Source organism: Bradyrhizobium sp. ORS 86, assembly GCF_045571475.1.
In the GTDB taxonomy this organism is placed as follows: Bacteria; Pseudomonadota; Alphaproteobacteria; order Rhizobiales; family Xanthobacteraceae; genus Bradyrhizobium.
Window position 1 is genome coordinate 2417430 of the sequence record NZ_CP120699.1, and the last position, 20479, is coordinate 2437908.

Here is a 20479-nt window from a genome sequence, read left to right on the forward strand (position 1 = left end):
GCGACGGCGTCGGGATCAATTGGGTGGGCGATTCAGTTCGTCTTGCTCTGCGGCTGTGAGCGGCTTTGCGATATTTCTCAGGATCGTGGCGCGGCACCTGGCAAGCATTTCCTTCGTGTACACCTGGCCGAAGTAGTCCAGAAGGAAGGTGCCACGATAAGTCGGATCATTGACGACGCCGCTGATCAGGCGATCGAGAATTGCGCCGGCTTCGCGAACGCGACCGCGATAGCGGGCACGGATAACATTAACAGCGTTCATCGAATGAACCGCCTCGTCGGCGATCAACTCCCTCAGCCAACAAACGAAGCTCTGGTTCTGAAATCCGGCATAGAAATCCTTATCCGCAGCGTAAGCGCGGCAAGTACACATTTCATCGAATGCGATCACGACCATCAGTGCGAATTCGTCCTTCAGAAATTCGGTGATGTGACTAAAATCATGCGGTCGAGCGTCCAGTCGCTCCCAAAGATCCCCTTCGGATCCACCAGCGACCAGTTCAATGATGCGGATGAAGCCATTGGTGTGGCGCTCCTCGTCCACCGTCCAGGCATTAAGAAACGCCTCGGCTTCGCTGGTCGCAATCAAGTGGCGATTGGATAGCTCTGCCTGCAGATACCTTGCATCATATTCCGTGTACAGGTCTGGCCACAATTTGTCCCAGCGAGCGCGGACAACTGGTGGTTCGGCGGCGAACATCTCCGGCGTCAATGAATTGAATAACCCTTTCGCATCCCAATTCCGCCGAACCGGCGTGATCATCTGATTGCTCCGAACCGGTGCAGGCGATCTGCCACACGCTTGTTATCTTGTTGAACGATCGCCGCGGATACTGTGCTACGCACAACATGCTGTCGCCTGTCGATTTGGGTGGGATGCAGCTTCGCATCGATGCTCGGTGAACGCGTCGGGCAGGCTTCCTGGATGAAGCAAGCATGCGCCAGATCGTCGCGAGCAATTTGGCGGGCACGGAACCGGTGCGGGCGTGACAGCGTCACTTCGCAAACCTGACCTACGAAGTCGTGACGTTCGATAGGGTTCAGAACCGCTTGCGAGCCGCTGCGACAGCTGCTGCTGTCCGAATGTGAACGTTCCTGATGTTTGGAATCCGCCAGGATGTTCGCGAACACGACATCAGGCAAGTCGGCCAGTTGCGTGGTCTATGGTTCTTGTAGAGGAGAAGAGTATGCAACTCAGTGGCAAAGGCCTGTCGATCCTGTTGTCCTTGCTTATGGCTGCAGCCGTGAGCCCGATCGCCAAGGCCGATGAACCATCGCCGAAATACGTTGAGGTGCTCAGTGCACTGCAAGCCGGCAAGAATGTGAAGCTGATCCTGGACCTCAGTCGTTGTGCCACCGTCGATGGGGGCAAGCCGGGGCCGGCCACGCAGGGAGGCCTGGTAATCAGTGCCTTCAGGGTGACCAGCCAGAATGGTATTAGCTTTGCCAATGCGCATCAGACCTTGGATAGTTCCGGACGCCCGGTGACGGAGTACATCCGCCACAGCCTCAGCCGCGAAGGCAGGCTCACCGTGCGGGCCGCTAAGCTGGCCGCGGGGGCGACCGAGGTCGTGAACCAGGGCGAATTCGTCTGCGAACTGCCGGACGGCGCCAAGTTTATCTGGTAATTGGAGAAGCACCGCGCACCCGACGGGTGCCGCTCTTCCAGCCTGATCCGCGAAACGTTCGTCGCAGCCATGTCTCGGTGGCCGCGATCGCAGGTACGTCCGGATAGTTTTTTGGCCTTCCTCTCGTGGCGGCTAGCCGCCACGAAGTTGGTTCAGTTTGGCGAGGCCGCACTCGACCAGGTGGTCCTCCGCATAGAGGTGTTTGTCGAGCGAGTATTGGACGGACCGCGCGGAGAGGGAGGTGGCATGAGCGTATGTCGGCTGCTGCGCCGCGGACGTCATCTGTCGCGACATCTGCGATAACTTCGGTTGGGCTCTCTCGAGCGACGAGTTCGCTTGGGGAGCGGCACCTTTTATCGGGATCTGGATCCCCTGTTGTCACTGGGAGGTGCGCGACTAGATTAATCTTGCCGCTTGCTCGCCACCAGGGCCGCTCCTCTAATCGTGCTCGTCGGCTGTGCGAGCTGCATGCCCAACAAATTGCTATTGATTGGCGGCGCCTTACAAGCGGGCGGCGACGGAAATATCCGTCGCTGCCCCATCAAATTGAAGGCAATCCGCCTCAGATCCGTGATGCCGTCAGATTGTCAAAATTGACGGAATTGCGAGGGCGCCGCGACGCTTGTGGCGGTCAGCGAAGGCAAATATCGCGCAATATACGCGCACTCTCGCAACACTGATGTCGTTTGCGGGTTCTTACTTTCCTCTTGCAAACCTGCCTTGTCCCGCGAGGTGCGCCGTATACCTATCCGGTTGATACCCGCACCAAGTCGTGCCACTGTTGTCACTGGAGACGCCGCAATGACCGAATCTGTTCGAAGCGCAGAAATGCTGCGGCTCGCGGCCAAATACGTCTGGTGGACGCCCCCCCGACATCGTCGTGTCCGAAGGAATGTCAAGGCTCGTTGCCAATGTGATGGAGATGGGTACGTGGGAAGACGGCACCGCGCTCATCGAATGCGTCGGAGTTGACGCGTTCAAGGAGGTTCTGAAATCTCCGCCAGCCGGCGTAATCTCCAATCGATCGCTCGCTTTTTGACATTTTCGATTGGGCGAATGTGGAACATCGCCGAGGTCGAGTCGCCGGTTTTCCTGAAACTGGACTTGCTCATCGTGCCACGGCGTCAGCCCGCAGCACCTGCAAGCGTGCCTCAACGAGTTCAGCTTCCGGTTCGGCTATTCTGTCCGTTTCACGGCTTCCGCGCTCTGCTCGGGGTCGCTGGTGAAGCCGGCGCGCCGGCTTACGAAGCGCCTCATTGGGGCGAGGGGCATCCTACATATCGCCAGATGAGTGAAAGAAGCTGATCGGGCTCTTGCTCGTCGTGAGGGCGCAGGCGCTAAATTCACCGTATCTTGTTTCCCCATGAATGGCGTCCCCTGCGCCAGCAAGTGGACTGTGCGTTCATGTGTCCGATTCCTCGGGCTAGTTGGTGATCTGTGAGCAGCGCTTTGAGCACCACGATTTCAACTACCTCTGGTTAGCGGAAGTGGCAAACCGTCGCTTCTTAGCCGTCGCTATTGTTCACTTTCTGACCGCCCATCAATCCTGTCGGATTCAAAACATTTGGCGTGATCGGTTAGTTGCGCACCTTCAACGCATACTCAGTGTCTTACAATGTGAGGACGGGTTGGCACGGCGGTTGCTCTGAGCATGCTACAACGCGGAATGAGGCGAGGGCATGCGGAGGCGCGCCGCTTTCCTTCATCTTAATGCGTCTCACATGCGTGCAACTTTTCGCAAAGCTGCCGATAGGAGAGTAACATTGCTGCCTGCCGCTCGTCCCGATCTGCAAACATGCGGCACACCGATAAGGAGGTCGAACTGACCAAGACGCTGGCCACGAAGCTCAGCCGCAACTCGCTGCAACGCGACAACGTCGTGAGACATGTGGACTTGCATCGCGCGATGCATGGGCCGACCGGGCGATCACAGCCGCAAGCACACATGTCGGACGACGTTCTACTGGTCTCTTTGGCTCACCACGATCTCTTGCCAACCGCCAGAGCTATTGAAAACGAAAGGCACCCATCTTGGTTAGCTCCTGTTTTGTGTCTTTGCCGCTCATCCAGGGAAAGCTCTCGTGCATAGTTGGGGGCGCATGACGTCGTCTCTCGCTTCTCACTCTAAGATGCAGCAACCTTCCGGGCTATCAGCCGGCGATCACCCGGTGCACCAAGCTCGGGCCAGGTTCGGCCCCCATCCGTTCGCTGCGGAGATGTCCAAAGAGCAGCTTGCGACCCTACTGCCTGAATACTTCGCGATGTCACAGGCGTTTCCGTATCTGCAATCGGGATCACAAAGCGATCTCATCTTCGAGGCAATGCATCGCAATCGAAGCGTGCCGAAGGACGTTGAATTAACCAGCGTGGTCGCAAATTTCATCTGCTGGGACGAGACGGGAGGCCATGGTCGCGTTCTCAAAGGCGGCAACGCTGCGTTGCCCGATATTCTGGACACAGACAGCTTTCACGCCAATCTCTTTAGAAGAGACGCGTCGCGGCTGCTCGGCCGGCCGATACAGCCTAGTTACAGCTCCACGACGCGCCGGTACCTGCGAGCGCTGTATCATGGCTTGTCATCTACAGACGCCATAGTGCGTTGCGCCTACATGGTCGCGTTTGAGCTGCACGCTGCCGAGATGATCCACGCGCTGTGGGGCAGTGTGGTTAAAACCTTTGATGTTCGCTCTGACGACCTTGAGTATTTCCGAATCCACGTCGGTGGAGAGGATCCCGCGGAGAAGTACCATGGTGAGATGACAAGCCGCCTTATCAGCGAACTGGTCCCCATCGACGCCTATAGCCGTTTCTCAGATGAGTACGATCGTGCGTACCGCCTCAACTTGGAATGGTGCCGCAACGTCGCTCGATCCGGCTCTCCTGCTGGAGACGATCGGCTCGAGATTGAGCATTACGGTCGCTGCCACTGCGGATCTGTCAAATTTTGCGTCCGTGCGCCGCAGGACGTAGCTGCAGTGAGCTGCAATTGCTCAATCTGCGATATGTCCGGATTTCTGCACCTGCTCGTTCCTGGCGACAAGTTCAGAATCGAGTGCGGCGAAGAATTCCTAACGACATACAAGTTCAACAGCAATATTGCTCATCACACCTTCTGTCGGATTTGCGGCGTAAAGCCATTTTACCGGCCGCGGTCAAATCCTGCAGGATTCAGTGTGAACGTTCGCTGCCTGGATAAGACCACCATCGAAAGCATCACAGTGGATGAGTTCGACGGTGAGAATTGGGAGCAGGCGATCCGCTCATGGCAGATACAGTAGGCTTCCCTAAATTCGAATCGTTGAATGAACCTGAAAGGCGTGCACAATGAACGATAAATCCAGCCTGCTTATAGAAGAAGCTCTCGCGAAATACCGAGGCGAGCTAAGAGATAAAGGTACCGTCCTGGTTAGTCCCGGGGTGCTGTTCACCCAAGACGACCTGGCGGAGATCAATCAGCTGCAGTCAGATATCCCTGAAGAGGTGGTTCTACAGGGAGATGCTGGAGACTCTCACAATCTGTTCGTGAGGCGGCTCCGCACAGATCACCCCGGCCGTCGTCCCAGCAACGTAAATGGGAAATCATCAGCGCGGATCATCGAACTTCTCGAAAGGAAAGACCGTAGTTTCGTGCTTAAGAAGATCTTCGGAGCATCGTCAGAATACGTCGTCCGCCGATGCCAAATGCATCGCATGCCGCCTGGGTCCTTTGTCGGCATTCATTTGGATGCTGAGAGCGACCCAGACTTCGAGTATTCTGTGATTGTTCAGCTCGCGAAAGACTTCGAGGGTGGTGAGTTCGTCGTATATCCAACCGGGCGCGAGCCCGAAATATTTCGTCCATCGCTAGGTACGGTGGTTATCACCAGGTGCAAGTTCCGCCACGAGGTCAAGCCCGTGCATAGCGGGGAACGCCGCTCATTGGTGTACTTTTGTTCGAGGCGCGGCGGTGCAAACCGCCGGATGATCGAAGACGTCGTAGTTGCCGGATAATCCAGGCCAGCTGAGAGGAACGGTCGGATTCGGATTCGGACGAGGACGATTGATGTATGCCGGCAATCTCTGGCATGCTGAATAGGCTCGAGCTGGGCCTTCAAGTCGTGCATGAACGCCGTACCGGTGTGCGAGCCACGGTTGCCCACATGCCAAGAAACGATCAGTTCGGAGTCTGGATCCATAGCGGTCCACGTCCAAACGTCGCCAGCATCGGCCGGGGCTGACTTGGCGAACTTGACATTCCTGGCCTTGGCGTAGCTGAACGACCAGATTTCATCACACTGGACGGGCTTTGAGGGCACGTTGCGCCGGTTGCGTCATACCCCTCGCGGATTTGGACGCGGGTTTGGAGCGACAGCTTGTTCATGCCCCGAGTATTTATGCTTAGCGTCAATGTGAAAATTCATTTACTTGACTTCCCGCAACTCCCTCTCTCCCGGACGGCTCTCCGGACCTGCTAGGTTCCAAATCAGTCCTTCAAGCTCATCAAGGGGCAAATGGAGGCTTTTTGCGATGTCGTTCTTCGTAGTTCTCTCGCTCCATAGCTGTGTAAGCACCTTTCGCCAAATTGCTGACGTTTCTCTTTGAATGCCATTCGGTTCTCCGTCGCGATATCCCCATTTGCCCAAGTCCATGATGATCGACTTGTAACGCCAGTCTGACAGCATGCCTAAGGCATGCAGACGATATGAGAGAGCCATCGCGGAAACGCGCCACCTGGACTTCGCTCTTAAGATCGCCTGCGTGGAGATTGGTCTTTGAACTTGGGCCCGCACATCTCTTGAAGGCATCAAAAATGCGGACGCGAAACCGTTGGCCTCTCGTTCGGCAGCTCTCGTTTCTTTAGGGTCACCGTGCTTGTGCATTACGAGATGGCCAAGCTCGTGAGCCGAGTCAAAAATACTGCTTTCCGCTGTCTTGAAATTGTTCAGGAAAATATACGGCTTATTATCTCGCCAGAATGAGAACGCATTGACCGACGCGGTGTTCTCGGCAAGGGAAAAAATCCGCACTCCTTTGGTTTCCAGAAGGGCCAGCATGTTGGCTATTGGGCGCTCGCCCAGTCCCCAGTGCTGGCGAAGCGCCGCAGCAGCGGATTCCGGCTCGGTCTCATAGCTTAGATCTATCAAACTCGGCTGGGGAAGCTGAAAGCGCTCTTCTACCCATGCGCTCAACTGCAAGCCCATCGTGCCAGCGGCAATAGCCGCATCGCGCTCCTTCGCGCTCATTTTAGTGAAGCTGCGAAAGCTAACCGCGCCTGTGTCAATTTCTTCCGGATCACGGTCGAGGAAAAACTCACGCGGAAACTCTAAAGCCTGCACAAGTTTGTCGAATGTTGCGGCATCAGGCACGTTGGTGCCCTTCTCCAGCCGAGATATTGTTAACTCGGCTAGCCCTGTCTTTTCCGCAAGCGCTCGCGCTGTCAGCCTTCTGCGCATTCGCGCAAGGCTGAGCCTCCTAGGATTGAACATCTACTTACTCAGAGCTTGCGCGCAATCTGCGGATCAAATTCGACGGGCGCGTCCGGTGTATCTTGCAGGAGCCCAGTCCCATCGTCGTCAGCTCCGTAGGATAGATAGATGCGCTCGATCATGGCTGTGAATCCACCGCCTTTCACCACAGGCCTAGATAACTCAGCCGCCCCGTTTTCATCGACCATAAGGTAAAAGAACTGCCATTCCCCTTTGGGACGCGGCGCATACTGGGGAAGCTGCTCGAACAATCCGGGCTCGGATGCTCGCTCAACACCGCTTCCTTTCTTCGTTCTTGGTTGAGGTTTATGGAAATCCACGCAGGCAAGATCGACGTTGCAGAAACTCGCCACCAGTTTGAGTCTGTCGTTCCGGATCGTTTCTACCCCATTGGTCCGATCCACTCGCCAATCGGCTCCGACGAAGCGGTGTCGGAGCGCCCAAATGCCGTGGTGATATGAGAACGTGCCGGGTGCGTTGGCGGCATGGAACGCCGTCGCATTGGCCCTTTCGTGCACTGCAATATCACGAACCTCTAGCAACTTATTCTTGTGGAGAGTTAGTTCCTGCAACCTAGGCGTCACTTCCCAAGGCTCGCGCAGTATGATGGCTTGGACGATATCCATAAAGCCCTCGATGTTGATTTTCTCGACCTACAAGTAGGTCACAAAAATCAACATTACAAGAGGCCGCCACGAAACCCACGAAAACCGTTCCCACGTTGGGAATTTTTAAATTGATCCCATACTGGGAACATGCTATGGCAATGAACGTAATAGCGAGGAGGGCGCTCAAAGTCTTTTGGGAGCGGTACCCCCAAGCAGAGACCCCTTTGGGAACTTGGTACGAAATCGTTTCCAAAGGTAACTGGGGTGGCCCAGCAGACCTGAAGACGGCATTTGGGAACAATGTGGACTTTGTTGGAGATAATCGGGCCATTTTCGATATCGGCGGCAACAAGTACCGCCTCGTGGTCCATTTCTCCTACAAGTTCAAAACCGGCCTGATCAAGTTTGTAGGCACGCACGACGAGTACAACGGAATTAATGCGGAGACTGTGTGATGATGGACGTAAGGCCTCTCCACAACGAACAGGACTACGACTGGGCGATCCGCGAAGTAACCCGTTATTTCGAGGCAGAGCCCGCTCCAGGCACGCCCGATGGTGATCGTTTCGAAGTCCTTTCCTCACTTATTAAGGAGTACGAGGATGGGCACTTTTCCACGCCTCACGGCGACCCGGTAGACGTTCTCCATTTTGCGATTGAGTCTATGGGCAAATCTCAAGCCGAACTCGGCAATCTTATCGGGCGCAATCGCGCATCTGAAATACTGAACCGAATTCGACCTCTAACGCTGGAAATGATCCGCACCATTAGCAAGGAGTGGAACATTCCAATTGATGCCCTGACGGCTCAATACGAACTAGCCCGCGCATACGCCTAAATTTTGAAGGCCCCGCTTAGGCGGCGCCCTTTTCTTAATTGGCCAAAATACTACTTGCCCCAACGCTTTGACGACCGGGGCCAGACAGATCAAGCAGGCACGACCCAGCGGTAGATACCCGATTTGTGGGCGTTCGTGCTCAACCTCGGAAAGAGTCGCCGTGATCCAAATCGGATTATCTCGGTAGTCGATACTGCAAATTGCGAGCCGACAGCCTGTCGTGCGCGATCACCAGACACTCTACCGTGCCTGCATCTTGGTCGGCGGCGAGCGGAATGAGCCCTTCCTTGCGTGTGTCGTCGAACAGCCATCCCCTCTTGGCGAAATGGTCAATTGCAGCTCGCAGGGAGCTTGATCGAACGTCCCGTACAGACGAAACCACGTAGGAATCAGAATAGTCGGAACCGAGCAGCCGGGCTGCGATGCTGTGCAACACCGAGCCTCCACCCCACCGGCCGTTCGCCTCATTGAACAGCAGTCGACCGTCCGTCGAGAAGATGGCGTCGATGTTGATCAAGCCGCGGTACCCCAAGGTCCGCGCCAACTCTGCAAATCGATAGGCGTGAGCGTGAGCGATCGAGCGTTGACGATTGCTCATGTCACTTGGAAGCTCGAGTCCGGTCCAGACGAGAGCTCTTTCCGACCGATCTTTGCTTCGACGCAGACGGATGTCTCCACTATTGACGTATGTGATTGCACCGTTTTCCTCGATCTCGAACTCGAGGTAGAACATGGACCGAGCCAGGTGGTACGATTCAACAACCAGCGTCCTGCATGACGGTGTTGTCATCTCGGACCAAACTGCATCGGGATCAAACGTCGGCCAATGGACTCGCCGAGTTTCTCTTGCGCCGGGGAGCGGCGTGGTCTTCTTGCTGGTTAGGACGATATTCCCCGCGCCGCCGGCTCCGTTGTCCAGTTTTAGGATCACGTTGCCGGTCTCAGACCTCAGGCCGGTAACGGCTGCGAGGAGTTCGTCCGAGCTCGTCGCTACGCATCCATTGGCCAGCGGAAGGGCGACACTCGTTGCCAACTGACGAAAGTGGCTCTTGCGATTCAGTAGGTCGGGCCCTCGCTGAAGAGCGAACTTGTCCCCGTCCTTGGCTATGCCGAGCACGGCGGCCAGCCGGGCAACACCTTCAGTTGCATAGCAGGCGGATATCTTCCAATATGTATTCTGACGAACGATGTGGCTTATTCGTTCGACAACAGCATCGGACTGTAGGGTGACATCACAAAGGACCGGATGGTCGTGCGCGCCCTCAGGAACAAACAGCAGCAGGCTCGCAGGATCGAACTTAAGCGTCGAGCCAACGAATGACAGCAGATCTGCTGGGATGGGGATCGGCGAGACAATCAAGTCACCCTCCCGTGCCAGCCACACCGAGCGCCAAGCCGACTTCGCGGCAAGCGAAAGCTGGATCGCCGTCAAGTCGGTCCCCGACATTTGAGCCGTACCGGCGTTCATGATGAGGATCTGAGGCATCAGCTGTCTCGCGCGCTTTTGGCTTTGTTGGCCGCAGAGGGCTGCCATCCGTGACGACAAACACCTAGCCGCAAATTCGCGTGGTCTTTTTGATCGCCGCGACTTTCATCGCGGCGAGAATGAACGTCGTCCGTGCCTGGTTGAGGGATGCCGTGCCGATTCCAGGTGACGGAGTTCAATTGTTATCGCCTTGCTGTGGTGATCGCGTACCGAGTTGCTTCAGCATGAAGTGCTGGACCTTACCCAGCGCCGTTCGCGGCAATTCTTCTGTGAAAATGATCTCGCGCGGCACCTTAAAGCCGGCGAGTTGCGATCGCAGATGGGCGATCAGCGCTTCAGCCTCAATTTGTACTCCAGCTCGTTTGATCACATAAGCGACAGGAACTTCCTCCCAGCGTGGGTCCGGACGACCGACAACGGCGCAGTCCGCGACGTCGCCATGCTCCCTGAGCACACGCTCAACTTCGGCAGGAGAGATATTCTCCCCACCGGAAATGATCAGATTCTTCTTGCGATCTTGGATCCAAAAATACCCATCACCATCGCGTCGTCCGATGTCGCCGGTGCGATACCACCCGCCATGTAGGGCCGCCTCGGTTGCTTGTTTGTCACCCCAATATCCGCAGAAGACGTTGGGGCCGCGCACCACGATCTCGCCTGGGCTATCCGGGGGCACCGTGGTGCCGGCATCATTGATGATCGCTGCTTCACAGCATAGACCGGGCAAGCCGCTCGAACCCTCGTGCGCAGGATCGCCGCCAAGCTTCGTATAGACAGCAATGGGGCAGGTCTCCGTCGAACCGTAAACCTCCAGAACCGGCACCCCCCGCGCGGCAAAACGGTCGGTAAGATGCCGCGGCACCATCGTTGAGCCGGTGCAAATTGCTTTCAGCGAGGACAAGTCCGTCGTCGGCCATGATGGATGGTTTGTGAGGGCCCGAATCGCTGCCGGCACCAATGCCGCAAGCGTCGGCCGATCGCGCTCAAATGCAGCGAGCGTCGCCTCCGGCGTAAACCGCGCGTGGAGAGTGATGGTCGCGCCATTGTGCAAGGCTGGCGTTGTCTGGATATTGAGGCCGCCAACGTGAAACAGCGGCAATACTGTCAAGACATGATCCGACGAACTGAGGTCATGCATGTGCTGACTCATGACCCCATTCCACAGCAACGCGTCCTGCCGTAGCACGGCGCCTTTCGGCCGACCGGTGGTGCCGGAGGTGTAAACAATGAGAAGCGGGCAGGAGAGGTCCGCACCCGGATTGCGACCATCGCCGGGGGCACGGTCCAGCAGGCTGTCCCACTTGCTGCCGCCGGGAGGCGCAAAATCCAACCCGACAACGGCGGTATCAGGCGATTTCTGTGCAAGTGCGGGCAGCAGACCGTCGAACGCCTGCTCGAGAAGCAGCACCTTGGCCCCGGCGTCGGACAGGATGAAGAGCTGCTCGGTGACAGCAAGGCGCCAATTCAACGGCACGACCATGGCTCCGAGCCGTGCACAGGCATAAAGCAGCGCCAGATAGTCAGGCCGGTTGAAGCTGAGAATCGCGACGCGGTCGCCTTTATCCACACCGAGCCGGCTTTTCAAGGCGCCAGCGATCTGCCCGATCCGTTGATTGAAGGCCGCATAACTTAAAGTCTCGCCCTCGAAATGGATCGCCGGCCTGTTGGGAGCGAACGCCGCATTACGCTCAATCAGTGTTGCGAGATTCATTTCCGTTCCCCTGGATCGGTCCATGCGCGATCAGGCCCTTCCTGAAATTCTTTGGAAAGTCTGTTGATGGTGATGCTATTGTGTTGATAGGCATCTCAGATGCGGACGATCGTCAGACTGTCTCAGTGAATGCCAGTCAAACGATGTTACAATCGTTTCGGTGAAGGGCCCTCGAGAGCTGGTGATCCGGACGCTTCATTTCGCGCTGAGGGTTGCTCAACGGATGTTGAGTGCATCTGTCCGTAATGATAGGCGCACCACGACGAAATCTTCTTGCCCGGCTTTCTAAGTACAGGCTCGCCGCACATATACGCCTCTCTCTCATCCTCATCTTTGAAACCGACAATGGCCCGGCATTGCCCCTCAGTATGGTCGATCAAGAGAACCTTCCTGGCGCCATCGGGTTTTTTCACTTTGCTGCTCCGATCTGCCGAGCAATCGAAGCGCCGCTTATGCGGAGCGGCCCGTTCAACCTAACTCGGTTGAAAATCTCCACAGTCAGACCGATCGTCACGGATTTGCGCGATAGCAGCACCATACCATTGCTCATCGACCGCTGTGAGCGGCATGTTCGCCAAAGTGGTTTCGAGGCGCACGTCGGCTGGCAAAGGTTCTTGCGTTCGGATGTGTGAAACGGTGGACCCGCGCAAAATCTCTCAGGCGATGCCGATCGCAGCGGGCATATGGCCTCGGTTCTGGATTGCCCTGTCTTTCACTATCGTTCGCCAATAACGGCGCCGCAGTTGACGATCGATGCATCACCATGTCGGCAAGCTCGATGTCGGGATCCAGTGTCAAGATGAGATCTCGCGGCGTCAGTCTTTCAATTTGGGGCATTCGGAATCCTTACCTCGATGCAAGTCAAAGACTGGCCACCTCAAGAACGTACAATTTAACGTTACGTGCGATTCAAGTCCCTCGGAGCTGGTCATGTGGAATATCTACAACCGGACGTGGGAAACGCGACAAGAAAGCTGGATGATCCCAACCCTTTGGCGCGAGCCCGAAGCAGTCCGTTCGCCGCTCGTGTGTGCTGGGACGGCGGTAGCGAATTCCAGGACACAACCGTGCACGATTTGCTGCGTAACCTGCGATGGTCAAAACGAGTGCTCGGCGGTCGTAAGTCAGGCTAGTCGCGACGAGCGAAAGGCACGTCGCCTTCTGGTGTTTCCCGCACTAGCGTCCGCGTTGTCCGGTCGTCCCCTGGGCGCGTCATGGTCGCCGGCATCGCGTGGTGCGGCGATCATCGCAGCGTCTGATAGAGGCGATGCAGGAGCCGCGCGCGCGGCTCGAGCGAGGAGATATAGAGCTGCTCGTAATGGGTATGCGCACCCTTGCCGTCGACGCCGAGACCGTCGAGGGTCGCGGTGTGCGGCGCGGTGAAATTGCCGTCGGAGCCGCCGCCGGTGAAGACATCGAGCAGATCGAAGCCGAGCTCGGCGGCGACCGTCCTGGCGTGCTCGTAGAGCGCGGTGCCGGAATTGCTCTTCTCATAAGGCGGACGATTGAGCTCGCCCGTCACCGTCACGGTGACGCCCTCGGTGCGAGATGTGATCCCGAGGATCTTCGACACCAACTCGTCGGCGTCGGCCATCGTCGGAACGCGCAGGTCGACTTCGGCATAGGCCTCTTCGGCGATCACGTTCGGCTTGGTGCCGCCGCGGACCACGCCGACATTGACGGTGATGCCGCGCTCGAGGTCGTTCATCGACTCTAGCGTCTGGATCACGTTGCCGAGCTCGCGGATCGCACTGCGACCTCCCTCGGGGGACGCTCCGGCATGCGCCGGCGCGCCCTTGATGAACACGTCGAACCGCGCGACGCCCTTGCGCCCGGTGACGATCTTGCCGCCGGCGCGCGCCGGTTCGGTGACCAGCACGTATTTGGCCTTGCGGCCCTCGGCCTCGATCAGCGCCCGCGAGGTCGGGCTGCCGACTTCTTCGTCGGAGACGTAGAGCTGGGTGATGCCGAGCGGCGCGCGTGCGTCATCGGCGCAGATCTGCCGGAAGGCGTGATAGGCGAGATAAGCGCCGCCCTTCATGTCGTAGATGCCGGGGCCGAACGCGCTGTCGCCGTCGATCCTGAACGGCAGACGTTCGATGAAGCCCATCGGGTGCACGGTGTCGAGGTGGCTCAGCACCAGGATGCCCGGCGCTTCCTGGCCCCAGGACGAGCGTGCGACCAGGTGATCGCCACGGCCGTCGCGCCCCGCGATACGTTCCACGGTGGCCGGCAGATCGCGATAGCTCGAGGCGACGAGGTCGGCGAGCTTGTTGACCTGATCGGGCCGTTCGGTCGGCGACTCGATCTCGACCCAGCGGCGGATGCCGTCGAGGATCGCGCCTGATTGAAACCGGTTGCTCGACATGGATGTTGTTGGCGCCTGTGAATGAGTTTGTCATCGCGCGCACGAGATCATGATGCGATTCGCCTGGTCCCAACCATGATGTCTCGCGACGATACGTTCCGCTCGCAACCCGTTACCGGCCGAGGGTGGCCCTGTCGGCGAAAACTGATGTTACTCGCTTGCCGGCAGGAACGGAGCTATCAATGTCGGTAGGTGTCGACGGAGATCATGCAGGACAGATCTGCTGCCTCGCTCTCGAAATGAGCGATAGCGTCTCCAACCTTAGGACCTTCTTTCGATGTGTGCGCGAATCGCATCTGCGTCGACGTCAATCCAGCCGTACTCGCGAGCGCTCGCCACCATCTTGCCATAGGCCACTTGCCAGGCTTTGCTTTCCTTGGGGCAACCGGACAGCGTAGGCACCAAGTCGACAGGGACAAGCGCATTGCCTTGATCAACGAGAGTAATTCCCCTCAAGGCTTGAGTGTTAGGAGAAAGTGAGCCCTTCAGCACGAGTTTGAATCCGCCAAAGTCCAAAGGATCCACCAACTGTACGCCGCTTTCGGGTGAGTATTCGATGATCATTTGGCTCCGGTCCTCATTGCGGTCTTCAAGGTGATTGAGCCGGCTGCTCGTCCGCCTCTTGCGTACAAAATGCATTCAACCTTTCGGTATGGTTCGAAGCGTTCCGCGGAAGTTGATCAACGGATCGCCTTGGCCTGGCCGGGTCGCGACAATTCGTCCGACAAAGATGGTATGCGTGCCAATCCCCTTATGGTCATGCAAGATGCACTCGAGCGTAAACATCGCGCTTTGCAAAAGCGGTACGTCGAGAATGCCCTGATTCCACTGCGCCGAAACGAAGCGGTGAACTCCTTTCGCGCCATCCCGCCCCCCAAACCGCAGCGCAAGGTCTTCCTGATCGCTGCACAGAAAACTCACTCCAAAACTGTTGTTGGCGAATATCGCGTCATGCGTCTCGGAACTGGCGTTAATGGCGACCAGAAGACAGGGAGGCTCCATGCAGATCGAAGTCACAGAACTGACTGTTAACCCGCGCCGCCTGACGGCCGCTCCAGTCGTCACAATCGCGACGCCGCTCGCCAGATTTCGCATAGCCTGGCGGAACTCGATCGCCTGGACCGACGGAATATCGTGCATCTTGAAAGGGGACCGGCAGCTCATGATGATTGGCCTGTAAAGGGGCGTCGAGTTGGCTGTCTCATTCGCCGCGCGGAGAGTGCCGTGGTGGCCGTTCTCGAACTTGCGGTTCGGCGTACGGGCTCATGACCGCCTTCTGGCGGCAATCGGCGTCAGAGCGCGCCTGCCAGGTCTGCAAGTGTTTGGCGGCGCCATGTGAGGCCGATTCCGATATTGGACCGCCGTTCGTGCTTCTCTTCGTATAAGGGGCATCATCGCACCGGTTGCGTATCCAGAACGCGCTGTTTTGCCGCGCACAGATGCTCATCGAGCGTGATGTGCAGCGTGCCCCGCAGCTCCGGCGGGATCGAGCCATCTGTATCGATCAGTTCTCGAAACTTTCGAATAATGTGTTCTATCTTCGCGATCGATCCGAGAACTTCCAGCGTTTGCCATGACATCGTCGATTGTCTCCTTTGACGCACTGCGTGTCTTTCACTAAGTTGTTATGGCTGCCATCGGCGCCAGCAGCGAACGCGTTGCGGCGCGTACATCAGCTTGCCGCATCAAGCTCTCACCGACCAGGAAGGTCGAAATCCCAACACGCGAAAGCCTCGTAAGATCGCCGGGCCCGAGTATGCCGCTTTCCGAGACGATCAGACGATCTTTCGGGATGAGCGGTGCCAGGGTCTCGCTCGTTGAGAGCGTGGTTTCGAACGTGCGCAAATTGCGATTATTGATGCCGATCATCGGTGAGCGAAGGGTGAGAGCACGGTCGAGTTCCGCGGCGTCGTGGATCTCGACCAGCACGTCCATGCCGTGCGTTAGGGCAGCGGCTTCGATATCGCGCGCGGCAGCGGCGTCCAGCGCTGCCATGATGATCAGGATGCAGTCGGCGCCATGGGCGCGTGCCTCGGCCACCTGATAGGTATCGAACATGAAGTCCTTCCGCAGCACCGGAAGAGTTGTCTGGCTACGCGCCGCCACCATGAAATCGAGATGTCCCTGGAACGATGGCGTATCGGTCAGGACAGAGAGGCAGGCTGCGCCACCCGCCTCATAGGCTTGCGCGAGCGCAGGGGCGTCGAAGTCGCCACGAATGCAACCCTTGGAAGGCGAGGCCTTCTTGATCTCGGCTATGAGAGCATGCTCGCCGGAAGCCTGCTTATTGCGGATCGCGTCGACAAAGCCGCGGGGAGCTTGCGCTCGCTTCGCGAGTGCCTCGACGTCCGGCAGCGGTAACGCCCGTTTGGCAGCTGCAATTTCCTCGCGCTTATAGGACTCGATCCTGGTCAGAATATCGGACATCGGTCAGCTCGGCGGTTAAGCGTTGGAGACCGCTATCAGACGTTTCAATCGTGCGGCGGCAGCGCCGCTGTCAAGCGAGCGCTGGCCGAGCGCAACACCCTCCTTCAAAGTCGCGGCCCGGCCGGCTACGATCAATGCCGCGGCGGCATTTAGAAGCGCGACGTCGCGATAGGAGCCTGGTTTGCCGTCGAGCACGCCTTTGAGCGCTACCGCGTTGGCGTCGGCGTCGCTGCCTTTCAGTGAATCGACGTCACAGCGGGCCAGACCAGCGTCTTCGGGCGCTACTTCGAAGGTGCGGATCGCACCCGCATCAAGCGCGGCAACAAATGTGGAGCCAGTGAGAGTGATCTCATCGAGCCCGTCTGAGCCGTGAACCACCCACACCGACGTAGCGCCGAGGGTCTGCAACACCTGCGCCAAAGGCTGCACCCACTGGCGCGAGAATACTCCGACGATCTGCCGCTTGACCCCAGCAGGATTGGATAGAGGTCCGATCAGATTAAAGATCGTGCGGGTCCCAAGTGCGGTCCGAATTTGTCTAACGCGCTGCATGGCCGGATGATGGGTCGGCGCAAACATGAAACCTATGCCGGCCTCGTGCATACAACGACCAACGGCTTTCGGCTTGAGGTCAATCTTCACGCCAAGGCGCGCCAAAACGTCCGCGGCGCCTGATCGCGAGGACACCGCGCGGTTGCCGTGCTTGGCCACCGGAACGCCGGCGCCGGCGACGATAAAGGAGGCGCATGTCGACACGTTGAGCGAGCTAGAAGCATCGCCACCCGTGCCCACGATGTCGACGGGATCGCCCGGTACGCTCACCGACAGCATTTTGCTTCGTATCGCTGACGCTGCCCCGGTGACTTCTTCCACCGTCTCGCCGCGCACCCGCATTGCCAGCAACAGTCCGCCGATCTGCGAGGGCGTCGCCTGGCCTGACATGATGATGTCGAAGGCGATCGCTGTCTCCTCGCGGGTCAGGGTGGCACCGCTGGCGACTTTGCCAATGATCGATTTGAGGACGTCCATCGTGCTCCAGAGCGTGCCTAGTTGTCCCAATTAGCCGTATGCGCATGCAGCCCCATCGACCGGCTAGCCCGCCTCATCTCCTGGTCCGAGACGGAAGTGGCGAGTTACCCGTCGCCCGAACATAGACCCAGCTGACGCGCCTTCGACGGATGCGTGGTGTTAGCTTGATCCCGGGAGCGCTGTGGAAGCTACAACCTGACGTCACGTCAGATTCAAGCCCTTCCATTCCAATCTGGCGGTGGGCCAGTGCAAAGCGCAAGGGTGGTCGCGAACGTTGCAATCTGATCCGTGGGATGGACTGGTGCCGTTCGAGTAAGTCATCATCCGACCGAGGTTGCCAAATGAAAATTGTGGTGCGCGGGCCGAAACGCAGAGGTGGATCATCAAGGCGGTGCCCGGCTTTCCGGTCTGACCGACGCCGGCTCTGCTGTGCCGGCGCGCTGCGAACGACCTCGCGACATTGCAGACAAATTGCAGGCACGTTCGACAAGCCGCGTAGGGATAGCTTGGCGACCCGTTTATCGCTGCATTCCGCCTGACGCATCGCCTCGCTGTTTCCGACTCGTGGAGCTCTCGTCAGCTCAAAGGCTGATCGAGAGCGATCCGCAACAAGACGAAATCCGGAAATTCATAGATGAGCGGTTTCGCGCTGAGGTTGGGCCGGCACTTGGCGCTACGGATCCGCCACGCTCAACTGCGGCGCAGGCGACCGGACCGCATCACTGATGATCGCGCCCTATCATGGACCGTGGCGCCCTCGCGAACCCAAGGTCGCATCCAGCTGCACCGCGTACCCAGATCCGCCGCTACATTCGGAATACGCCGTAATGCGGTGCTTCAATTGGAGCACTTAACGAAGCACTCAGGGCAACCGCGAGCGCGCTTCTGGTATCGATCGGATCAAGAATGCCGTCGTCCCAGATTTCAGAGGTTGCATAGTAGGCGCTGGAACGCTCCCGATACTCTTCGAGAATCGGTTCGCGAATGGTTTCCAGCTCCTGCTCCGACAGACGACCGCCCTCGCGGGCCAATTGCCTTGCCTTGACATGAGTGAGCACGCCGGCCGCTTGCTCGGCGCCCATCGCAGAGATCTGAGCTTGCGGCCAAGTGAACACAAAACGGGGATCGAAAGCGCGTCCCGCCATCGCGTAAGTACCTGCGCCGTGTGAGCCATTGCAAATGACGGTCAATTTTGGCACCGACGCGCCGGACATCGCCATGATGAGCTTGGCGCCATCCTTGGTAATACCGCGCCGTTCGTACTCGCGGCCGACCATGAAGCCCGTGACATTCTGCAGAAAAAGCAGGGGCGTGCGGTTGCGGTCGCACAGCTGGATGAAATGAGCACCCTTCAATGCGCTTTCGTTGAACAAAACGCCGTTGTTTGCGATTACGCCAATTTGATAGCCATGAAGCCGCGCGAAGCCGCAAACCAGCGATGTACCAAAGCGCGGCTGGTATTCGTGGAATCGGCTGCCATCAACCAGTCGGGCGACGATCTCCCGCATGTCGAACTGGACACGGGGATCCTTCGGGATGATGCCATACAGTTCGCACGGATCGTAGAGGGGCGGCTCCGGGGCAGCTCGATCAATCGACGCCTTGGCGGGACGCTTAAGGTGAGCCACGATGTCGCGGGCAATTGCAATCGCATGCATCTCGGAGCTTGCGAGGTAGTCGCTCGTGCCCGACACGCCGGTATGCATATGGGCTCCGCCAAGCTCCTCAACCGATACATTTTCGCCGGTGGCGGCCTTCACGACCGGCGGGCCGCCAAGAAAAATCGCTCCCGTTCCTTCAACGATAATGTTGTAGTCGCTGAGCGCGGGGACATAGGCGCCTCCCGCCGTGCAGTGGCCCATCGCAATGGCGACCTGCGGTACTCCCATCTTGGACAGGATCGATTGATTGCGCAGAATTCGACCAGCGTGGTAACGATCTGCAAAGAACTCGGCCTGCAACGGCAGGAATCCGCCGGCGCAGTCGCATAGATGGATCACCGGCAAGCGATTTTCGATGGCTATGTCCAACGCTCGCACGATCTTCTTGACGGAGAGCGGATACCATGCCCCGCCCTTGACGCTGGCATCATCGGCGTGAACAATCACCTCGCGACCTGCTACGATGCCGATGCCGACCACCTGGGCTGCACCGGGTACCTCGCCCTCGTAAGCCTTGTTGGCGGCTAACGTCGAAAATTCAAGGAACGGCGTGTGTGGATCGAGCAACGCTTCGACCCGATCTCGAACAAAGAGCTTATTCTGGCGACGCAAGCGCTCGAGCTCTCGCTCCGGCCTCTGGAAGCGGGCAGCACGCTGCCGCTCCTTCAATTCGTCCGCAAGGCGTCTGTTGTGGAGCTCGTTGTTGCGGAATTCGTGCGAGTTGACCTTCAGAACAGAAGTGATCCGCTGCATGTCAGCGTCCTTCCTTGGTCAGCGTGACCAGCACTGCGTCCCGCTCGAAGCTGTCCCCTTCCTCGAAGTGAATTCGATCGACGACACCGTCCTGCGGGCAGCGTATGATGGTTTCCAACTTCATGCTCTCGATCATCATCAGCGCCATGCCCGCGGAGACCGATTGGCCCGGTGATACCGTGGTCGTTACAACCACGCCCGGCATCGGCGCGCGGGCCACAAGGGAATTGTCCTGTCCAGCTACGGAAGCGAGCGTTCGCAGTGGGTCGCGGTAGCGCAAGGTACGCGTCCTGCCGCGAATGAGAACGTGAATGACATCACCGTCGACGACGAAGCGGACTGGCTCGGCTTCGCCGGCAATGGTCAGCAGACCGCAACTGTCGTTGTGATAGACGAACTTGACCGGAGCAATCACCTGGTCAGTTAGGTGAAGACGGTACCCTTGCCGGCAGGGTGAAAGCCACAGCTTGTGGTCGACGCCATCAACCTCGAAAGTGTGATACACG

20 protein-coding genes and 2 pseudogenes are annotated in these 20479 nt (G+C 58.1%); 7 read left to right on the top strand and 15 right to left on the bottom strand.

Annotation, left to right across the window (positions count from 1 at the left end; translation table 11 throughout):
• Positions 1 to 15: 15 nt before the first annotated feature.
• Both P6U25_RS10885 and P6U25_RS10890 read right to left on the bottom strand, forming a co-directional pair.
• Positions 16 to 762 (bottom strand): hypothetical protein, encoded by a 747-nt coding sequence (locus tag P6U25_RS10885; RefSeq protein WP_407151231.1) that lies wholly within the window; start codon positions 760 to 762, stop codon positions 16 to 18.
• Positions 759 to 1142 carry a hypothetical protein gene (locus tag P6U25_RS10890; protein ID WP_407151232.1) on the bottom strand — a complete coding sequence of 128 codons (384 nt, stop codon included), beginning with the start codon at positions 1140 to 1142 and terminating at the stop codon, positions 759 to 761. Before P6U25_RS10890 ends, P6U25_RS10885 begins: the two co-directional genes overlap by 4 nt.
• A 44-nt stretch (positions 1143 to 1186) precedes the next feature.
• Here P6U25_RS10890 and P6U25_RS10895 point away from each other — a divergent pair, with 44 nt between their 5' ends.
• The 4 genes and pseudogenes from P6U25_RS10895 to P6U25_RS10910 all read left to right on the top strand — a co-directional run bounded on the left by P6U25_RS10895 (position 1187) and on the right by P6U25_RS10910 (position 5617).
• Positions 1187 to 1627: a VirK family protein gene (locus tag P6U25_RS10895; protein WP_280973080.1), complete on the top strand. Its 441-nt coding sequence runs from the start codon at positions 1187 to 1189 to the stop codon at positions 1625 to 1627.
• 1114 nt (positions 1628 to 2741) lie between these two features.
• Positions 2742 to 2932 (top strand): annotated as a pseudogene (locus P6U25_RS10900) (hypothetical protein); the annotation flags it as partial.
• Between the two features lie 911 nt (positions 2933 to 3843).
• Positions 3844 to 4905 carry a GFA family protein gene (locus P6U25_RS10905; RefSeq protein WP_407151233.1) on the top strand — a complete coding sequence of 354 codons (1062 nt, stop codon included), beginning with the start codon at positions 3844 to 3846 and terminating at the stop codon, positions 4903 to 4905.
• Positions 4906 to 4951: 46 nt separating this feature from the next.
• Positions 4952 to 5617: a 2OG-Fe(II) oxygenase gene (locus P6U25_RS10910; protein WP_407151234.1), complete on the top strand. Its 666-nt coding sequence runs from the start codon at positions 4952 to 4954 to the stop codon at positions 5615 to 5617.
• Positions 5618 to 5706: 89 nt separating this feature from the next.
• Here P6U25_RS10910 and P6U25_RS10915 read toward each other — a convergent pair.
• The 3 genes and pseudogenes from P6U25_RS10915 to P6U25_RS10925 all read right to left on the bottom strand — a co-directional run.
• A pseudogene (locus tag P6U25_RS10915) lies at positions 5707 to 5928 on the bottom strand (IS1 family transposase); the annotation flags it as partial.
• A gap of 99 nt (positions 5929 to 6027) precedes the next feature.
• Positions 6028 to 7092, bottom strand: a complete 1065-nt coding sequence (locus P6U25_RS10920) for a helix-turn-helix domain-containing protein (RefSeq protein ID WP_407151235.1) — start codon at positions 7090 to 7092, stop codon at positions 6028 to 6030.
• A gap of 8 nt (positions 7093 to 7100) precedes the next feature.
• Complete coding sequence (locus tag P6U25_RS10925) at positions 7101 to 7718, bottom strand: hypothetical protein (RefSeq protein ID WP_407151236.1); 618 nt, start codon at positions 7716 to 7718, stop codon at positions 7101 to 7103.
• 140 nt (positions 7719 to 7858) lie between these two features.
• Here P6U25_RS10925 and P6U25_RS10930 point away from each other — a divergent pair, with 140 nt between their 5' ends.
• Both P6U25_RS10930 and P6U25_RS10935 read left to right on the top strand, forming a co-directional pair.
• The gene (locus P6U25_RS10930; protein ID WP_280978196.1) at positions 7859 to 8155 is read left to right on the top strand and encodes a type II toxin-antitoxin system HigB family toxin; all 297 of its coding nucleotides are present in this window, start codon (positions 7859 to 7861) and stop codon (positions 8153 to 8155) included.
• Complete coding sequence (locus P6U25_RS10935) at positions 8155 to 8538, top strand: type II toxin-antitoxin system HigA family antitoxin (RefSeq protein WP_407151237.1); 384 nt, start codon at positions 8155 to 8157, stop codon at positions 8536 to 8538. Before P6U25_RS10930 ends, P6U25_RS10935 begins: the two co-directional genes overlap by 1 nt.
• 175 nt (positions 8539 to 8713) lie before the next feature.
• Here the strand turns inward: P6U25_RS10935 and P6U25_RS10940 are convergent, their stop codons facing one another.
• Together P6U25_RS10940 and P6U25_RS10945 are read right to left on the bottom strand one after the other, a co-directional pair.
• A complete protein-coding gene (locus P6U25_RS10940) occupies positions 8714 to 10024 on the bottom strand; it encodes a hypothetical protein (protein ID WP_407151238.1) in 1311 nt (436 codons plus the stop codon).
• A 175-nt stretch (positions 10025 to 10199) separates the two neighbouring features.
• Positions 10200 to 11735 (bottom strand): class I adenylate-forming enzyme family protein, encoded by a 1536-nt coding sequence (locus P6U25_RS10945; RefSeq protein WP_407151239.1) that lies wholly within the window; start codon positions 11733 to 11735, stop codon positions 10200 to 10202.
• A 230-nt stretch (positions 11736 to 11965) separates the two neighbouring features.
• Here P6U25_RS10945 and P6U25_RS10950 point away from each other — a divergent pair, with 230 nt between their 5' ends.
• Positions 11966 to 12367, top strand: a complete 402-nt coding sequence (locus tag P6U25_RS10950) for a hypothetical protein (RefSeq protein WP_407151240.1) — start codon at positions 11966 to 11968, stop codon at positions 12365 to 12367.
• Positions 12368 to 12978: 611 nt separating this feature from the next.
• Here the strand turns inward: P6U25_RS10950 and P6U25_RS10955 are convergent.
• The 8 genes from P6U25_RS10955 to P6U25_RS10990 form a co-directional block, all read right to left on the bottom strand.
• Complete coding sequence (locus P6U25_RS10955; protein ID WP_407151241.1) at positions 12979 to 14103, bottom strand: M20 family metallopeptidase; 1125 nt, start codon at positions 14101 to 14103, stop codon at positions 12979 to 12981.
• Between the two features lie 261 nt (positions 14104 to 14364).
• Complete coding sequence (locus tag P6U25_RS10960; RefSeq protein ID WP_407151242.1) at positions 14365 to 14667, bottom strand: hypothetical protein; 303 nt, start codon at positions 14665 to 14667, stop codon at positions 14365 to 14367.
• 75 nt (positions 14668 to 14742) lie between these two features.
• Positions 14743 to 15243, bottom strand: a complete 501-nt coding sequence (locus tag P6U25_RS10965) for a flavin reductase family protein (protein ID WP_407151243.1) — start codon at positions 15241 to 15243, stop codon at positions 14743 to 14745.
• 251 nt (positions 15244 to 15494) lie between these two features.
• Positions 15495 to 15683: a hypothetical protein gene (locus P6U25_RS10970; RefSeq protein WP_280973071.1), complete on the bottom strand. Its 189-nt coding sequence runs from the start codon at positions 15681 to 15683 to the stop codon at positions 15495 to 15497.
• 37 nt (positions 15684 to 15720) lie between these two features.
• Positions 15721 to 16530 (bottom strand): indole-3-glycerol phosphate synthase TrpC, encoded by an 810-nt coding sequence (gene trpC / locus P6U25_RS10975; protein ID WP_407151244.1) that lies wholly within the window; start codon positions 16528 to 16530, stop codon positions 15721 to 15723.
• Positions 16531 to 16545: 15 nt separating this feature from the next.
• Positions 16546 to 17559, bottom strand: coding sequence for an anthranilate phosphoribosyltransferase (gene trpD, locus P6U25_RS10980; RefSeq protein WP_407151245.1), 1014 nt, complete (start codon positions 17557 to 17559; stop codon positions 16546 to 16548).
• Between the two features lie 806 nt (positions 17560 to 18365).
• Positions 18366 to 19973 (bottom strand): acyl-CoA carboxylase subunit beta, encoded by a 1608-nt coding sequence (locus tag P6U25_RS10985; protein WP_407151246.1) that lies wholly within the window; start codon positions 19971 to 19973, stop codon positions 18366 to 18368.
• Position 19974: 1 nt separating this feature from the next.
• Positions 19975 to 20478, bottom strand: coding sequence for a biotin/lipoyl-containing protein (locus P6U25_RS10990; protein WP_280973067.1), 504 nt, complete (start codon positions 20476 to 20478; stop codon positions 19975 to 19977).
• Position 20479: the final 1 nt, after the last annotated feature.

What these genes read in the sequence shown, in the direction of transcription:
- P6U25_RS10885 (WP_407151231.1), bottom strand. Translation starts at nt 762, where the DNA reads ATGATCACGCCGGTTCGGCGGAATTGGGATGCGAAAGGGTTATTCAAT.
- P6U25_RS10895 (WP_280973080.1), top strand. Translation starts at nt 1,187, where the DNA reads ATGCAACTCAGTGGCAAAGGCCTGTCGATCCTGTTGTCCTTGCTTATG.
- P6U25_RS10905 (WP_407151233.1), top strand. Translation starts at nt 3,844, where the DNA reads ATGTCCAAAGAGCAGCTTGCGACCCTACTGCCTGAATACTTCGCGATG.
- P6U25_RS10910 (WP_407151234.1), top strand. Translation starts at nt 4,952, where the DNA reads ATGAACGATAAATCCAGCCTGCTTATAGAAGAAGCTCTCGCGAAATAC.
- P6U25_RS10920 (WP_407151235.1), bottom strand. Translation starts at nt 7,092, where the DNA reads ATGTTCAATCCTAGGAGGCTCAGCCTTGCGCGAATGCGCAGAAGGCTG.
- P6U25_RS10925 (WP_407151236.1), bottom strand. Translation starts at nt 7,718, where the DNA reads ATGGATATCGTCCAAGCCATCATACTGCGCGAGCCTTGGGAAGTGACG.
- P6U25_RS10930 (WP_280978196.1), top strand. Translation starts at nt 7,859, where the DNA reads ATGAACGTAATAGCGAGGAGGGCGCTCAAAGTCTTTTGGGAGCGGTAC.
- P6U25_RS10935 (WP_407151237.1), top strand. Translation starts at nt 8,155, where the DNA reads ATGATGGACGTAAGGCCTCTCCACAACGAACAGGACTACGACTGGGCG.
- P6U25_RS10940 (WP_407151238.1), bottom strand. Translation starts at nt 10,024, where the DNA reads ATGCCTCAGATCCTCATCATGAACGCCGGTACGGCTCAAATGTCGGGG.
- P6U25_RS10945 (WP_407151239.1), bottom strand. Translation starts at nt 11,735, where the DNA reads ATGAATCTCGCAACACTGATTGAGCGTAATGCGGCGTTCGCTCCCAAC.
- P6U25_RS10955 (WP_407151241.1), bottom strand. Translation starts at nt 14,103, where the DNA reads ATGTCGAGCAACCGGTTTCAATCAGGCGCGATCCTCGACGGCATCCGC.
- P6U25_RS10960 (WP_407151242.1), bottom strand. Translation starts at nt 14,667, where the DNA reads ATGATCATCGAATACTCACCCGAAAGCGGCGTACAGTTGGTGGATCCT.
- P6U25_RS10965 (WP_407151243.1), bottom strand. Translation starts at nt 15,243, where the DNA reads ATGCACGATATTCCGTCGGTCCAGGCGATCGAGTTCCGCCAGGCTATG.
- P6U25_RS10970 (WP_280973071.1), bottom strand. Translation starts at nt 15,683, where the DNA reads ATGTCATGGCAAACGCTGGAAGTTCTCGGATCGATCGCGAAGATAGAA.
- trpC (WP_407151244.1), bottom strand. Translation starts at nt 16,530, where the DNA reads ATGTCCGATATTCTGACCAGGATCGAGTCCTATAAGCGCGAGGAAATT.
- trpD (WP_407151245.1), bottom strand. Translation starts at nt 17,559, where the DNA reads ATGGACGTCCTCAAATCGATCATTGGCAAAGTCGCCAGCGGTGCCACC.
- P6U25_RS10985 (WP_407151246.1), bottom strand. Translation starts at nt 19,973, where the DNA reads ATGCAGCGGATCACTTCTGTTCTGAAGGTCAACTCGCACGAATTCCGC.